Origin of the sequence: Pseudomonas sp. GM50 (assembly GCF_000282375.1) — a bacterium.
In the GTDB taxonomy this organism is placed as follows: domain Bacteria; phylum Pseudomonadota; class Gammaproteobacteria; order Pseudomonadales; family Pseudomonadaceae; genus Aquipseudomonas.
Genome location: NZ_AKJK01000016.1, coordinates 13,954 through 28,054, shown reverse-complemented (window position 1 = coordinate 28,054; position 14,101 = coordinate 13,954). Strand labels below are relative to the sequence as shown.

Genomic DNA, 14,101 nt, shown 5'->3' with positions numbered 1-14,101 from the left:
CCGCCGCAAAACCGGGCATTGCGGTGTGTCTGAGGAAACGGGCTAGCAGGGTTTGGGGCTGCTTCGCAGCCCAACGGGGGCAAGCCCCCTCGCCACAATCGGTTGTTTCCTACAAGATTTTCGGACTTCAAAATCCTGGCTGTGCGCTCATCGAACGAGCAGGCGCGGGATTCTCGGTGGTGAGGACGCTTGCTTCCGTTCATCGCCGCTACCGACGTAGACTGAAAGCCAATGGTAATTCAAGGATGGAACGCGCCCATGATCGAAATCGGCAGCCGCAACAACGCCCCCACGCCGCAGCACAAAACCCAGGATATTTACCTCTTCCACATCGACCTTTCCCGGCCGGACACGCCGTTTTGTTTCGAGCAGTCCATCGGTGGCGGTCATTGCGAGCAGGGTGGGGCAGCGTGGTTGGCGGTGTCGGAGCTTGAGGCGTGGCCGGGTGAGTGGCGGTTGCATGTGCAGAAGTCCGGTTGTGGCTGGGTCGCTGAGCTGGTGGAGGGTCATCCGGGTGTCGATCAGGCGACGCTGGTGTCGATGATTCTCGAGCGCCACGCCGAGGGCGCCAAGCGCAACATTCAAGTCGCCGGCCGCTACGGCGTTTAACCCGAGGAGAATCCCATGAGCCAGACACTGGAACGCGCCATTGCCATCGCCGCTGCGGCGCATGAGGGGCAGGTGGACAAGGGCGGCGCGCCTTACATCTTGCATCCGCTGAAGGTCATGCTGCGGGTGAGCACGCTGGAAGAGCGCATCGTCGCGGTATTGCATGACGTGGTCGAGGACTGTGGCATCAGCTTCGACGATCTGCGTAATGAAGGCTTCAGCGAAACGGTGCTGATGGCGATTGCGTCGGTGACCAAGGTGCCAGGCGAATCCTACGAGGCGTTCGTCGAGCGCGCGGCGCAGAACCCGATCGGGCGGGTGGTGAAGCTGGCGGACCTGGAAGAGAACAGCGACTTGTCGCGGATTGCCCAGCCGTCCTGGGAGGATCTGGAGCGCGTTGAGAAGTATCGGCGGGCGATTGGGGTGTTGCGTTCGTAGCGGGTGTGTACCTGTCCCCTTGAAGTTGATTTCACAGCCGAACAGTGTCTTGTCTGCGCGGCGGGTTTGATGTCTTAGTGGCGTGATGCTGATTTATCGACTGAACTGCTGCTCAGGTTTCAGGAGGAAATCAGATGGCACGGCTCATTCTCGGTCATACCACCGATACGTCGATTAAAGTGTGGGTACGCGCCAGCGAGCGTTGGCCGGTGGCCTTTGTTGATGTAGTGGATTGCGACAACAACGCGACAGGCCCCACCAAGGTGCTCGAAGCCCAGTCAGAGGAGTTTTATACCTGCGTTCTGGAGTGGAAAAAGCTCAATCCCGATACGCCCTATACCGTGAAGGTGGCCTTCGGCAAGACCCGAGGGGCGGCACCCGATGAGCGCGTTCGTGATGCCTATACCGAAGGGCGCTTTCGCACCTTTCCCGAGGTAGAGCTGACCGGATCATTCTCTTTCGTGCTCGGTTCCTGCAATTTGCATTCGCTCGGGATACTGGAGAGACCCGACCGCGCCTGGGTCGAGATTTCTCGTGTGGCCAAAAACAACGACGCACGCTTCATGATTCATTGCGGCGACCAGATTTACTCGGACATCCCGCGCCAGCCCTCCATCGATGTGCAGTTCTTTCGTGACAAGTATCTGGATGCCTGGGAGGACTGTGTGCCCGCGCGCCGGACGCTGACAGAGTTGTCGCATTACATGATTCTTGACGACCATGAACTGATCAACAACTTCGACACGGCCACCGGTTCGTCCACGCAAGCGCTGGCGAACGCCGCCATCAAGGCGTATTGGGAGTTTCAGCATTCGCACAACCCTTCGAGCCGTCATGTCGAGCATCATTACCACTACGAATTCAACTACGGCGCGGTGAAGTTCTTCGTCATGGACACCCGTTATTACCGCAGCACCGCGCAAAGGCGCCTGCTCGATGACGTCCAGGAGGACGACCTGTTGCGTTGGCTGTCACGTTACCGTGATGACCTGAAGTTCGTTGTCACCAGCGTGCCGTTCGTGGGCGTGGTGAAAAACTCTGAAGGTGACAAATGGTCGGATCCTGCTTTCGAAGAACAGCGAAGCCGCATCCTTGAACATGTCCTCGAAAAAAACGTGTCACGCCTGACCTTCCTGACGGGCGACATGCACACCTCTTATCACGCCACGCTAGAGGTTTCGCGCGGTGAGAAAAGCACGATGATCAATGAGTTGATGTCCAGCCCGATAAACCAGTACACCCCAAACATCAGGCCCGAGCAGATCTACAACATGAACCACTCGCACACCCTGCCCAATGGAATTTCCACGCTGTCGTGTATCGATCCGGATTCCTTTTACGGTAATCACTCGAATGTCATGGTGATCGATGTCGATATGACGTCAGCCAGGCAGACGGTGGGCTATAAGATTTTTCGCACAACCAGAACGAGTGCGGGACCGACTGGGAAGTTTCATCCATAGTGGGGAACAATGGGTGGGTTCCTACGGATTTTGCGGACCCTCAGACCAAAAGATCGCAGCGTTCGACAGCTCCTTCGTGGGGGTAATGGAAGCCTGTCTCGCGGCGTTAGTATTTTTCCATTTAGCTGTCATTCCCCTTGAAAAGAATCGGTCTAAAAAGCCCGGCCCAGGCTTCGAATGATTTGCTATTCTGAAGCTGTAGGTGAAGACGCAGACTGATGCGCAAAGGGATAGCGAGGAAGCGTGGGGCGCGCTCCCAAGGGTACACGGTTAGAAAGATCTCCGCGCTGAGATCCAGCCCTTATGCCGTGTGAGGCAGAACAGCCTAAAGTTAAAAATCCTGTTCTGTGAGAGGCCCGATAAACCTTGTAAGCCAGAGACCAGCGCTGGCCACCTACATCGATTCCAAAGCCCGCCTTGTGCGGGCTTTTTCGTGTTTGCGAGTAGCCAGTCTGTTCTACACGGCGTTCACTTTTGCGAATGGCGCGTGCACGCTTGGTTCATCACGTTCCGCCTGTCTGACGTGAGCCGCAAAGCCAGACTGATCCGAAGCAATCTCGGCACGCAATGTGAGTTGCGGGATGTCATACGCCCCGGCATTCTGCGGTCGGAAAGGAATCGGCGCGGTCTTCCAGAGGTCATCAAGCCGTTGACCGAGCGCGTCGCAGGTTGTTGAAAATTTCGCTTCATCCATTCGGCTGGTCCGATAGATCACGAACGGTGGCAGCACGTCGAAGCCGGGGTAAAACAGGACGCCATGCTGAATGGGGAATAGCAGATCATCGATGGGCCCATTGATGCCCCGAGGGCTGTAATGAGACTCCCATCCACCCGCAGTGACGATCAGCATCGCCCGTTTGCCCGCCAGCGTGCCTTCTCCATAGCGGTTACCCCAGCGCGCATCGGAGTGTTCCCCTACGCCATAGGCAAAACCATAGGCATAGACGCGCTCCACCCAGCCTTTAAGGATCGCCGGCATCGAGAACCACCACAGCGGGAACTGCAGAATGACGGCATCGGCCCAGAGCAGTTTTTCCTGTTCGAGGACGATGTCCTGGCTTTGCCGACCTTCTTCAAACGCACGCTTGGAGTCCTGCGAAGGGTTGAACCGTGAGTCGGCTGGTCGACCGGGACTGTCATCGGCATCCAGTGAGGCTTTCCAGTCCATCGCGTATAGATCGGAGACCTGCACCTGGTGGCCGGCAGCCTCCAGGTGTTTGACGGCAAAGTCTTTGAGCGAGCCGTTCAATGATTTTGGTTCGGGATGGGCATAAACGAGCAGAACTTTCATGGCTGAGTCTCCGGTGTCAGGAGCCAGCAGAATCAGACTTTAACCGGTATATTGGAAATGAATAACCAATATGCCAGGTATTACCATGAATAATCTGCGGCGCCTGGACATCAATTTGTTGCTGACCCTTGATGTCTTGCTCTCGGAACACAACGTGACCCGTGCGGCGCAACGCCTGAGTTTGTCTCAACCGTCGGTGAGTGTTCATCTCGCCAAGTTGAGGGACATTTTCGGTGATCCGCTGTTGTTGCCAGGACCACGCGGCATGCGGCCCACGGCCCGGGCCGATGAGTTGCGCGAGCCGTTGCGCCAGGCACTGGAAGCCCTGGAGCGCGCCGTGTCGCCCGCCAGTCCTTTCAACCCGGTTGAGGCACGGCAGACGTGGAGCGTCATGGCGTCTGACTACGTTGAGTCGACCATCGTGTTGCCCGCGTTGGCCGGGCTGCGTTCGGCGGCACCCGGCACGCGTCTGGCGGTGTTTGACCTGGTTCCGTCACAGATCGCCAGACAAGCGGAGCAGGGGGCAATTGATTTGGCTTTTCACACCAGCGAGGACGCTCCCCTCGGCTTGCGGCGTCGAGCGTTGTTTACCGAGCGGTATGTTTTGGTAGGGCGTGCCGGCCATCCGCAGTTGAAAAAGCGGCCGACACTGGTGCAATTCTGCGAGCTCGACCACGTGATCGTGTCACGGGATGGTGGGAGTTTTCAGGGTGTCACCGACCAGGCGCTTTCGGCGGCGGGCATGACGCGTCGGGTGGTGCTTTCGGTCCCGCATTTCCTGTTTGTCCGGTCGGTGGTGGAGAGCACCGACATGGTGGCGATGCTGCCGTCGCGGCTGGTTCGCGATGCGGGGGCGTTGGAAGTGGTCGAGCCACCGCTTGATGTCCCGGGTTACGAGATGTCGATGCTCTGGCCCGAGCGTGTTCATCGCGACCCTGCGCATCAATGGTTGCGCGAGTTCATTGTGAGTGCGTTGTGATTGACGTCAGTTAAACGCAAATCCATGTGGGAGCGGGCTTGCTCGCGAAAGCGGTGTGTCAGGCGACATTAATGTTGATTGTGCCGTCGCCTTCGCGAGCAAGCCCGCTCCCACAGGTTCTGCGCCTGGCATGAGCCTGCATTCTTCTGCTGCCGGTTGTGTTCATTCCAGTGTTTGGCTAATCTCGCACAAACACGCAAAAACAGGCATAACCATGCAAGCCGAGCATTCCAGCGCCGAACTCCCGCAGCTGCGCCGTCAGAAAATCCTGCTGATCCTCGAACGCGACGGCAAGGTCATGGCCTCTGAACTGAGCCAGCATTTCACCGTGTCCGAAGACACCATCCGCCGGGATCTATCAGAGTTGGCCAGCGCCGGGCTGGTGCAGCGGGTGCACGGCGGGGCGTTGCCGCGTCCCAAGGACACGGGCAAGGATTACTTCACCCGGGTTGGCGAAACCGATGAAGTGAAAACCCGCCTGGCGCAACTCGCCGCACGCCGCGTCAAAAACGGCCAGATTGTGATTTTCGATTCCGGCAGCACCACGCTACAGATCGCGCGCTCGCTGCCCGCTGACATCTCCATCACGGCCATCACCGCGTCGCCGATGATCGCGATCACCCTGGCCGAATACAAAGGCATCACGGTGATTGTTGCCGGTGGTCAGCTCAATCCCGCGACGATGTCTTCCGGCGGCCATGAAACCCTACGACTGATCGAAGGCATCAAGGCCGATCTGGTGTTCACCGGGGTCTGCGCCATTCATCCGGAAGTCGGCATCAGCTCGCTGCATTTCGATGAGGTACCGGTGAAGCAGGCAATGCTCGCCAGCGCTTCCCACGTGATTGCGGTTACCACCGCAGACAAACTGGGGGCGGTGGAGCCCTTCGTTGTTGCGCCTTGCAACCGTGTGCATACCCTGATCACCGAACGTCACGTGCCCTCGGGCAATGTCGAGGATTATCAAAAGCTGGGGATCGAGGTGGTGCAGATAGACGCTTGAGCATCATCGCGCTCAGTGCAGCATGGGTTACGCTGATAGCAACGACGGGAGGAATGCAGCCATGACTGAGCGCCATATGATCCACTCGGAAACGCTATCGAACGGATGCAGCATCGAGGTTAAAGCCGAGATATTGAGAGACGGCTCGTTGAAGATGTTCATGGGTGTCTATTGGCCGGACGGTTCGGCCATCGTTGAGGACAACCATCCGTCGCCGCATCTGCTGGACATGGAAGCGGCGATGGAGTGGGCCATCGAAAAAGCCAAAACCATCGGCAATAGCCAAAGAACGCTGTAAGGCCCGGCGATAACGGAATCATTGATTGGCTGGAAGGTCGTAGTTATGGGTTTGAACGCACTGCGATTTATTTCGCGGGAAGCGTCACCTCATCCCCGCAGCTCTGACCTTTTAGGACGTTCAAATGAAGCGCACCGCGATAATGACCCTGGCCATTGCAAGTACCCTCCTGTTGGGAGGCTGCTTTCCTCACTGGGAAGATGACGACAGGTATGATCGGGATCACCGCCGTGAATACCGTCGCGATCATGACCGAGGCTATGACCAACGTGATGATCGAGGGTATGACCGGGATTACGATCGACGTGATGATCGCCGTCGTTACCGCGATCGGGATCGCGACGACCGCGACGACGATTGATACTTGGCCGCCAGCCTTCAGAGCGGGCACCACCGCTCTGATCTGCCGTCAGTCATGCGAGGTATCACCATGGGAATTCTGCCTGGACGTTTCACTCGGCATTTCAGCCAATGGCTGATCGCGGCGGGTATCGGCCTGACCGCCATAATGCCCAATGCACAGGCGCAAACCCCACCTCAAGCCACTCAGGAAATAAACAGCTTGCTGGACTTTGTCGAGCACAGCGAGTGCCGGTTTGTGCGCAACGGGAGTGAATACCCAGGTGCTCAGGCCCGGGCGCATCTGGAGAAGAAGCTGGAGTATCTCGAAGAGAGGGACAAGGTGAACAGCGCAGAAGACTTCATTGAGCTGGCGGCCACCCAAAGCAGTATGAGTGGCCGCGCCTATGAAGTGCGTTGTCCGGCGGGGGTACAACCGGCCAGCCTCTGGCTGAAGACTGAGCTACAGAGGCAACGGCAACGTCATTGATTGCGTCTTGATGGGCTAGCGCAGTAGATGCACCGCCAGCCCGATCAGCCCGCACCCCATCAACACCTCGATTACACCCCGCTTGAAGCGGAACAAGGCAATGGCCGCTGCAATGGCGATCAGCGCCGAAGGCCAGTCGAGTCGGCCGCCAAAACCGTTGGGCCACAGCACGTGGTAGCCGAAGAAACACGCCAGATTAAGGATCACGCCGACCACCGCCGCAGTAATCGCGGTCAGCGGCGCGGTGAGCCGGAGTTCGTTGTGCGTCGACTCCACCAGCGGACCGCCGGCGAGGATGAACAGGAACGAAGGCAGGAAGGTGAACCAGGTCACCAGCGTGGCGGCGAGGGCGCCGGCCAGGAACACATGATCAGGGCCGAACACCTGCTGAACATAGGCGCCGACAAAACCGACGAAGGCCACCACCATGATCAGCGGCCCGGGGGTGGTTTCGCCGAGCGCCAGGCCATCGATCATCTGCGTGGGTGTCAGCCAGCCATAGTGGCCGACCGCGCCCTGATACACATAGGGCAGCACGGCATACGCGCCGCCGAACGTCAGCAACGCGGCCTTGGTAAAGAACCAGGCCATCTGGGTGAGGGTGCCTTCCCAGCCGAACAGTGCGGTGAGAATGCCCATTGGCAACACCCACAAAGCCGCGCCCACCAGCAACAGGCGCAGCAATTTAAAACTGCTGAAACGAGCGTGTTCGGGAGGCGGGGTGTCGTCGTCGATCAAGGCCGGGCCGAAGGATTTTTTCGCGGCGCTGTGGCCCCCGGTGCGAAACCTTTCAGGTGCCAGACGTCCACCGACATAACCGATGATCGCGGCGCCCAGCACAATCAACGGGAAGGGCACATTGAACACGAAGATGGCCGTGAATGAAGCCGCGGCGATTCCCCATAGCCAGTTGTTCTTCAATGCCCGCGAGCCGATCCGGTGGGCCGCCTGCACCACAATGGCGGTCACGGCAGGCTTGATCCCATAGAAAAGCCCGGCCACCACCGGCACTTCGCCAAAGGCGATGTACACCCACGACAACCCGATCAGGATGAACAGCGAAGGCAGCACAAACAGCGCGCCGGCAATCACGCCGCCCCACGTCCGATGCATCAGCCAACCGATGTAGGTTGCCAGTTGCTGAGCCTCAGGGCCGGGCAGCAACATGCAGTAGTTGAGTGCATGCAGAAAACGCCGTTCCGAGATCCAGCGTCGGCGCTCCACCAACTCCTGGTGCATGATCGAAATCTGTCCGGCCGGCCCGCCGAAACTGATGAAGCCGAGCTTCAGCCAGAACAGGAAGGCTTCTCGCAGGCTGATCGCCTCAGGCTTCGACAGCTCCTGTTCGACGGTCGAGGAGGGGGCTTTATTCAAATCACGATTCCTTTTTCAACTGTCGATTCAAGCCTTCACGGCGTACCAAACATCGCCGTCCAGTAAATGCCTGCGTCACTCTTCGGGTCCACCGCGTAAGCCGCACCCAGCTCGCGAAATTGTGGGTTCATCAGGTTGGCACAATGGCCCGGGCTGGCCAGCCAGCCATCGACCACCTTGCGCACGGTGTCTTGCCCGGCGGCGATGTTCTCGCCGACCTGCTGACCCGCATAACCGGCCAGTTCAGCCCGATCACCCGGTGTGCGGCCGTCGCGGTCCTTGTGATCGAAATAGTTATTGTTGGCCATGGCCCGGCTGTGGGTCTCGGCCGCGGAGCCCAGTGTGGCGTTCCAGGCCAGCGGCGTCGTGGCGGTAAAGGCTTGGGTGCCGCACTGGCGCGTCTGGGCGCGGGCGCTGTTCATCGCTTCAAGCAGTTTCTGCCCCTCTGCCTGCCAATCACCCAACCGCCCGGTCAACAGCGGACGCGCCAGCACAATGCGCCACTCACGGCCATCGCGGCTGACGCCGATGTCGACGAATTGCGGGTCCAGCACCACTTGGCAGAAGCTCTCCTGAATCGCCTTCATGGCGGACGGCGCATCACGCGGGCCGGACAGGCTGATCGCCTGCACATTGACCATCGGATACGCCGCGCGGGCCAGTGCCTGCTGCAAGTCGCCGATGCTGTTGGCGGACAGGACCAGACGCGGGTCGCTCGCCAGTGGTGGCAACTCCGAAGACGCCTGGCCGCCGCAGCGCTGCGCCTGGCTGCGGTAAATGTTGATCGACTCGACCAGCTGCGTTTCATCGGCCGCTGACGCGGCGACGCTGAACACCAGCCCGAATGACAACACGGCAAGATGCAAAATGGATGACAGGCTGCGCATGAAAATCTCCCTTGGACGGACTGCACTCATGATGCGCGATTTCCCCCCTGCGAATGCAATGCCTTTTCGCATCGAGATGCAGATTATTGTCCGGCGGCTGGAATGACTTGCGACGACTACAATCACAGCAGGTCAGCACTACAACATCGCCGTTTCATTGCTCAAGCCAGTGTCATCGGAAGGATCGATCATGCGATTAAAATGGGTACTCACCTGCTTCGCAATCATCCTCCTAGGCGGCCAGGTGTTGGCGACTGAGCAGGAGCAAAAACAGGAAGTGGCTGAAGACAAGGCGCAGGTCCTGGAAGAGAAAGCCGCCGAGAAGGACAGCGAACTTCCGGTGCCCAAGTCCGAGGTCATTACCCCGTCCGAAGTGCAGGCGGTCGATCCGGCGGGCGCAGCCCCTCTGGACGATGCAATCACCTGCCTTGCACGCAGCATCTATTGGGAATCCAAAGGTGTGGCCGGTGCGGACATGGAAGCCGTCGCCAGCGTGGTCATGAACCGGCTCGGCCATGAGGGTTTTCCCGATACGGTGTGCGCCGTGGTCAAGCAAGGTTCTGAAACGGGCGCCTGCCAGTTTTCGTGGTGGTGCGACGGACGTGCGGATCAGGTAAAGGAAGACGACGAGTATGTCATCGCCAAGGAGATCGCGCGCAAGGCGCTCAACAAGCAACTCAAGGACCGAACCCATGGTGCCTTGTATTTCCACGACAGAACGGTGAAACCCGCCTGGGCGAAGAAATACGCCAAGACGGCGGAGACCCGGAAGTTCCTGTTCTATAAACCTCGTGGCGGGACGGCGAAGTAGGAGTGATCATTGACGGAGGGTGCTACCCGTACAATTTTACGGATTCTTTACGGTGGTTATTCTCCCTCGCGACGATACTTGCCGCGTTTTTTTGATCATGAATATGCCTGTAATGCTTCTGCGAAACCTGTGGGAGCGGGCTTGCTCGCGAAGACGGTAGCCCAGTCAACATTGATGTCGCCTGACACACCGCTTTCGAGAGCAAGCCCGCTCCCACATGGATTTCGCTTAGCTGACTGGCATCGCAATCCTTCCTCCTTATCGAGAAGCAACCCGTGAGCGAAACAGCGACCCCGGCCCATGAAGAATCCCATTCCAGAACCTCGGGAGTGGGTTTGCTCGTCGCCGCGGTTGGCGTGGTTTATGGGGATATCGGCACCAGCCCTCTTTACACCCTCAAGGAAGTGTTCGCCGGTCACTACGGAGTCCAGGCTAATCACGACGGTGTACTGGGCGTTCTGTCGCTGATCTTCTGGTCACTGATCTGGGTCGTCTCGATCAAGTACGTGCTGTTTATCCTTCGTGCCGACAACCAGGGCGAAGGGGGCATCATGGCTTTGACGGCACTGGCACGTCGGGCCGCGGCGCCGTATCCAAAAATGAGCAGGGTCCTGGTATTGCTTGGCCTGTTTGGCGCGGCACTTTTTTACGGCGACAGCATGATCACCCCGGCCATCTCGGTGCTCTCTGCGGTTGAAGGGCTGCAGCTTGCGTTCGATGGCATTGAGCATTGGGTGGTTCCGCTGTCCGTGGTCGTCCTGGTAGCACTGTTCCTGATACAGAAACATGGCACCGCTCGTATCGGCATCCTGTTCGGCCCGGTCATGGTGCTGTGGTTTGTGGTGTTGGGTGCACTTGGCATTTACGGCATCTTGCAACGGCCGGAAGTTCTGCAAGCGCTGAATCCTGCGTGGGCGGTGCAATTTTTCGTGGTTCATCCGGGCATTGGCGTCGCCATTCTGGGCGCCGTCGTGTTGGCATTGACCGGTGCCGAAGCACTGTATGCCGATATGGGCCATTTTGGTCGCAAACCCATTGCTCGAGCCTGGTTCATCCTGGTGCTCCCAGGTCTGGTACTCAACTATTTTGGCCAGGGCGCGCTGATCCTCGGGAACCCTGAAGCGGTACGTAATCCGTTCTATCTATTGGCACCTGACTGGGCGTTGCTGCCGATGGTCGCGCTCTCGACACTGGCCACCATCATCGCCTCCCAGGCGGTGATTTCCGGTGCGTTCTCACTGACTCGCCAGGCCATTCAGTTGGGCTACGTACCGCGTATGTTTATCCAGCACACCTCCAGTCAGGAGCAGGGGCAGATTTACATCGGCATGGTGAACTGGGCGCTGATGGTCGGCGTCGTGTTGCTGGTCATCGGCTTTGAATCGTCCAGTGCGCTGGCAGCGGCTTATGGTGTGGCGGTGACGGGGACCATGCTGATTACCACCATTCTGTCCTCGGCCGTTGTATTGCTGCTTTGGAAAACACCTCGTTGGCTGGCTATTCCGATGCTGTTGGGTTTTCTCATGGTGGACAGCCTGTACTTCGCCGCCAATGCGCCGAAGATCTTCCAGGGCGGTGCGTTCCCGGTGATCGCCGGTATTGCCCTGTTTATTTTGATGACCACCTGGAAACGGGGCCGAAAGATCATTGTCGAGCGACTGGACGAAACCTCGCTGCCGCTGCCGTTGTTCATCAGCAGCATCGGCTCGCAACCACCTCATCGTGTGCAGGGTACCGCGGTATTTCTGACGGCCAGGGCTGATGCGGTCCCTCATGCCCTGTTGCATAACCTGTTGCATAACCAGGTACTGCACGAGCAGGTGGTGTTGCTTACCGTGGTGTCTGAAGACAGCCCGCGCGTGGCGGCGGACCGGCGATTCGAGGTCGAGGCTTATGGTGAAGGGTTCTTTCGAGTGAGTCTGCACTTTGGCTTTATCGAGGAGCCCGACGTGCCTCTGGCGTTGAGCCTGTGCCATTTGAAAGAGCTGGATTTCAGCCCGATGCGCACCACGTATTTCCTCAGCCGTGAGACTGTGATCCCGACCAAACGTATCGGCATGGCCCGTTGGCGCGAAAGCCTGTTCGCGTTCTTGCTGAAGAACGCCAACAGCAACCTCAAATACTTCAAGTTGCCGCTCAATCGCGTGATCGAGCTAGGCACACAGGTTGAGATGTAGACGCAACAGTCATTCAACGCACATCCCTGTGGGAGCGGGCTTGCTCGCGAAGAGGGAGTGTCAGCCGACATTAATGTTGCCTGGCACACCGCTTTCGCGAGCAAGTCGAATCGTCGCACCGCCGCTCCCACAGGTTTTGCGCCAACCCTTCAGCCTTGAAGCGCTTCCATCAGCACTTGCACCAACTGCCCACCTTGCGGCGTAGCCCAGCTTCCGGCGAGCTCTGCAATCAGCTGGTTGGTGGTCGTCAGCGTCACGCCGCCTTTATCCATCCGCCGCAGCGCGATGTCATCGGCCATGACACTCGGTGAGCCGCCACCATCGGCCACCACCTGAACGTCATACCCCTCACGCACCAGGCTCAGCGCCGGATACACCGTGCAGACGTCGTTGGTGACACCGGCAATGATGAGCTTTTTACGGCCCGTGGCTTTGACGGCGGCGGCGAAATTTTCATCGTCCATCGCGTTGACGATACCCAGGCGTTTGACGCGGGAAGCGAATTCGGCGGGCAGGATCTGCTCCAGTTCACTGAGCAGCGGCCCCTGAGCGTATTCCTCCATGCTCGAGGTCAAGACCACCGGAAGCTTCAGAATGCTGGCCGCTTTTGCGAGCATCAGCGCATTGCGTTTCAGCTCTTCGAATGGAATGGATTTCACCCACCCCATCGTCCCCACCTGGTGATCGATCAACAGCAGGGCGGCATTGTCGGCACTGAATTTTTCGTACGTCATGATGATTCTCCTGGCAGTAAGGTTGGGGCATGCATGGGAGTGGCAGTTTCCTCAGGCGCTTTGAGCCGGGCTCATGGTCGGGTAATCGATATACCCCTGAGCGCCCGGTGCGTAGAACGTGTCTTTGTCCGGCACATTCAGCTCGGCGCCTGTGCGAAAACGCTCGGGCAGGTCGGGGTTGGCGAGGAATGCGTTGCCAAACACCACCGCGTTAGCCTGACCCTCAGCGATCAGGGACTCGGCGGCGTTTTGGTCGAGTCCGCCACCGATCAGGTAGCTGCCATCGAACAGTGGGCGCAGCAAGGCGTGGTAGTCGACGCTGGCGCCGAACAGGGCTACGTGCAGATAAGCGAGATTCAGCCCGCGCAATTGCTCGACCAGCCAGGTGTAGGTCTCTTGCGGGTTGGCATCGACGATGTCGTTGAAGTTCATTTCTGGGGAGAGCTTGATGCCGACGCGATCACTGCCAATTTCCGTCGCCATGGCGTTCAACACCTCCAGTACAAAGCGAGCACGGTTTTCAACCGATCCACCGTACTCATCCGTGCGCTGATTGCTGCTCGTCGAGAGAAACTGTTCAGGCAGATACCCCGAAGCGGCATGCAGCTCGACACCGTCGAAACCGGCCTCGATGGCCAGGCGTGCGGCCTGACGGTAGCCCTCGATGACCGCGGCAATCTCGACCACGCTCAGCGCATGTGGGGTGACGAAGTCCTGAAGGCCTGTGGCTGTCCAGGTCTGGCCGGCGGGTTTGATCGCGGAGGGGGCCTGTGGCAGGGCGCCGCCAGGCAACAGCGAAGGGTGCGAAATGCGTCCGCAGTGCATCAGCTGCATGAAGATCCGTCCGCCGCGAGCATGTACGGCTTCGGAAACCTGCTTCCAGGCGGCCACTTGCTCGGCGGTTTCGATACCGGGAGTGCGCACGTAACCCTTGCCAAGTGCCACAGGGAACACCCCTTCAGAGATGATCAAGCCGGCACCGGCGCGCTGCGCGTAGTAGGTCGGGACCAGCTCGGTAGGCACCCCGAAATCATCAGAACGCGAGCGAGTCATCGGGGCCATGACCATGCGGTTGGACAGTGTAAGGCGACCGATCCGGACTTGAGAAAAAAGCGAATGCATTGCGGTACTCCTCGGTAAACGATGTGGCTATCATTGATCAATCCGAATCCGGGATAAACCGGGTAAAACTGAAATAACTGATCCAC

Annotated in this window: 15 protein-coding genes; 10 read left to right on the top strand and 5 right to left on the bottom strand. The window is 58.8% G+C overall.

Annotated features, from left to right (window positions below):
- The first annotated feature begins 258 nt into the window (after positions 1–258).
- From PMI30_RS25440 to PMI30_RS25450, 3 genes are all read left to right on the top strand, one after another.
- Positions 259–609, top strand: coding sequence for a hypothetical protein (locus PMI30_RS25440; protein WP_008006282.1), 351 nt, complete (start codon positions 259–261; stop codon positions 607–609).
- 15 nt (positions 610–624) lie between these two features.
- Positions 625–1,047: an HD domain-containing protein gene (locus tag PMI30_RS25445; RefSeq protein ID WP_008006280.1), complete on the top strand. Its 423-nt coding sequence runs from the start codon at positions 625–627 to the stop codon at positions 1,045–1,047.
- A gap of 134 nt (positions 1,048–1,181) precedes the next feature.
- Positions 1,182–2,510 (top strand): alkaline phosphatase D family protein, encoded by a 1,329-nt coding sequence (locus PMI30_RS25450; RefSeq protein ID WP_008006279.1) that lies wholly within the window; start codon positions 1,182–1,184, stop codon positions 2,508–2,510.
- Between the two features lie 457 nt (positions 2,511–2,967).
- Here the strand turns inward: PMI30_RS25450 and PMI30_RS25455 are convergent, their stop codons facing one another.
- Positions 2,968–3,801 carry an NAD(P)H-dependent oxidoreductase gene (locus PMI30_RS25455; protein WP_008006276.1) on the bottom strand — a complete coding sequence of 278 codons (834 nt, stop codon included), beginning with the start codon at positions 3,799–3,801 and terminating at the stop codon, positions 2,968–2,970.
- Positions 3,802–3,886: 85 nt separating this feature from the next.
- Between PMI30_RS25455 and PMI30_RS25460 the strand changes: the two genes are divergently transcribed.
- The 5 genes from PMI30_RS25460 (at position 3,887) to PMI30_RS25475 (ending at position 6,910) form a co-directional block, all read left to right on the top strand.
- Positions 3,887–4,780 carry a LysR family transcriptional regulator gene (locus tag PMI30_RS25460; protein ID WP_008006275.1) on the top strand — a complete coding sequence of 298 codons (894 nt, stop codon included), beginning with the start codon at positions 3,887–3,889 and terminating at the stop codon, positions 4,778–4,780.
- Between the two features lie 214 nt (positions 4,781–4,994).
- Complete coding sequence (locus tag PMI30_RS25465) at positions 4,995–5,783, top strand: DeoR/GlpR family DNA-binding transcription regulator (RefSeq protein ID WP_008006273.1); 789 nt, start codon at positions 4,995–4,997, stop codon at positions 5,781–5,783.
- Between the two features lie 61 nt (positions 5,784–5,844).
- On the top strand, positions 5,845–6,081 hold the full coding sequence (locus tag PMI30_RS25470) for a hypothetical protein (RefSeq protein WP_008006271.1): 237 nt from the start codon (positions 5,845–5,847) through the stop codon (positions 6,079–6,081).
- 124 nt (positions 6,082–6,205) lie between these two features.
- On the top strand, positions 6,206–6,442 hold the full coding sequence (locus tag PMI30_RS32050; protein WP_008006269.1) for a hypothetical protein: 237 nt from the start codon (positions 6,206–6,208) through the stop codon (positions 6,440–6,442).
- A 69-nt stretch (positions 6,443–6,511) separates the two neighbouring features.
- The gene (locus tag PMI30_RS25475) at positions 6,512–6,910 is read left to right on the top strand and encodes a DUF5329 domain-containing protein (RefSeq protein WP_008006268.1); all 399 of its coding nucleotides are present in this window, start codon (positions 6,512–6,514) and stop codon (positions 6,908–6,910) included.
- Positions 6,911–6,925: 15 nt separating this feature from the next.
- Here PMI30_RS25475 and chrA read toward each other — a convergent pair whose 3' ends face one another.
- Together chrA and PMI30_RS25485 are read right to left on the bottom strand one after the other, a co-directional pair.
- Complete coding sequence (gene chrA, locus PMI30_RS25480) at positions 6,926–8,284, bottom strand: chromate efflux transporter (protein WP_008006266.1); 1,359 nt, start codon at positions 8,282–8,284, stop codon at positions 6,926–6,928.
- 35 nt (positions 8,285–8,319) lie between these two features.
- Complete coding sequence (locus PMI30_RS25485) at positions 8,320–9,171, bottom strand: CAP domain-containing protein (protein ID WP_008006264.1); 852 nt, start codon at positions 9,169–9,171, stop codon at positions 8,320–8,322.
- Positions 9,172–9,361: 190 nt separating this feature from the next.
- Between PMI30_RS25485 and PMI30_RS25490 the strand changes: the two genes are divergently transcribed.
- A complete protein-coding gene (locus PMI30_RS25490) occupies positions 9,362–9,982 on the top strand; it encodes a cell wall hydrolase (RefSeq protein WP_008006263.1) in 621 nt (206 codons plus the stop codon).
- Positions 9,983–10,257: 275 nt separating this feature from the next.
- Complete coding sequence (locus PMI30_RS25495) at positions 10,258–12,159, top strand: potassium transporter Kup (RefSeq protein ID WP_007904576.1); 1,902 nt, start codon at positions 10,258–10,260, stop codon at positions 12,157–12,159.
- 149 nt (positions 12,160–12,308) lie between these two features.
- Here the strand turns inward: PMI30_RS25495 and PMI30_RS25500 are convergent, their stop codons facing one another.
- Positions 12,309–12,893 carry an isochorismatase family protein gene (locus PMI30_RS25500; protein WP_007904567.1) on the bottom strand — a complete coding sequence of 195 codons (585 nt, stop codon included), beginning with the start codon at positions 12,891–12,893 and terminating at the stop codon, positions 12,309–12,311.
- A 51-nt stretch (positions 12,894–12,944) separates the two neighbouring features.
- Positions 12,945–14,015: an alkene reductase gene (locus PMI30_RS25505; RefSeq protein WP_008006260.1), complete on the bottom strand. Its 1,071-nt coding sequence runs from the start codon at positions 14,013–14,015 to the stop codon at positions 12,945–12,947.
- Positions 14,016–14,101 lie beyond the last annotated feature (86 nt).

What these genes read in the sequence shown, in the direction of transcription:
- PMI30_RS25440 (WP_008006282.1), top strand. Translation starts at nt 259, where the DNA reads ATGATCGAAATCGGCAGCCGCAACAACGCCCCCACGCCGCAGCACAAA.
- PMI30_RS25445 (WP_008006280.1), top strand. Translation starts at nt 625, where the DNA reads ATGAGCCAGACACTGGAACGCGCCATTGCCATCGCCGCTGCGGCGCAT.
- PMI30_RS25450 (WP_008006279.1), top strand. Translation starts at nt 1,182, where the DNA reads ATGGCACGGCTCATTCTCGGTCATACCACCGATACGTCGATTAAAGTG.
- PMI30_RS25455 (WP_008006276.1), bottom strand. Translation starts at nt 3,801, where the DNA reads ATGAAAGTTCTGCTCGTTTATGCCCATCCCGAACCAAAATCATTGAAC.
- PMI30_RS25460 (WP_008006275.1), top strand. Translation starts at nt 3,887, where the DNA reads ATGAATAATCTGCGGCGCCTGGACATCAATTTGTTGCTGACCCTTGAT.
- PMI30_RS25465 (WP_008006273.1), top strand. Translation starts at nt 4,995, where the DNA reads ATGCAAGCCGAGCATTCCAGCGCCGAACTCCCGCAGCTGCGCCGTCAG.
- PMI30_RS25470 (WP_008006271.1), top strand. Translation starts at nt 5,845, where the DNA reads ATGACTGAGCGCCATATGATCCACTCGGAAACGCTATCGAACGGATGC.
- PMI30_RS32050 (WP_008006269.1), top strand. Translation starts at nt 6,206, where the DNA reads ATGAAGCGCACCGCGATAATGACCCTGGCCATTGCAAGTACCCTCCTG.
- PMI30_RS25475 (WP_008006268.1), top strand. Translation starts at nt 6,512, where the DNA reads ATGGGAATTCTGCCTGGACGTTTCACTCGGCATTTCAGCCAATGGCTG.
- PMI30_RS25485 (WP_008006264.1), bottom strand. Translation starts at nt 9,171, where the DNA reads ATGCGCAGCCTGTCATCCATTTTGCATCTTGCCGTGTTGTCATTCGGG.
- PMI30_RS25490 (WP_008006263.1), top strand. Translation starts at nt 9,362, where the DNA reads ATGCGATTAAAATGGGTACTCACCTGCTTCGCAATCATCCTCCTAGGC.
- PMI30_RS25500 (WP_007904567.1), bottom strand. Translation starts at nt 12,893, where the DNA reads ATGACGTACGAAAAATTCAGTGCCGACAATGCCGCCCTGCTGTTGATC.
- PMI30_RS25505 (WP_008006260.1), bottom strand. Translation starts at nt 14,015, where the DNA reads ATGCATTCGCTTTTTTCTCAAGTCCGGATCGGTCGCCTTACACTGTCC.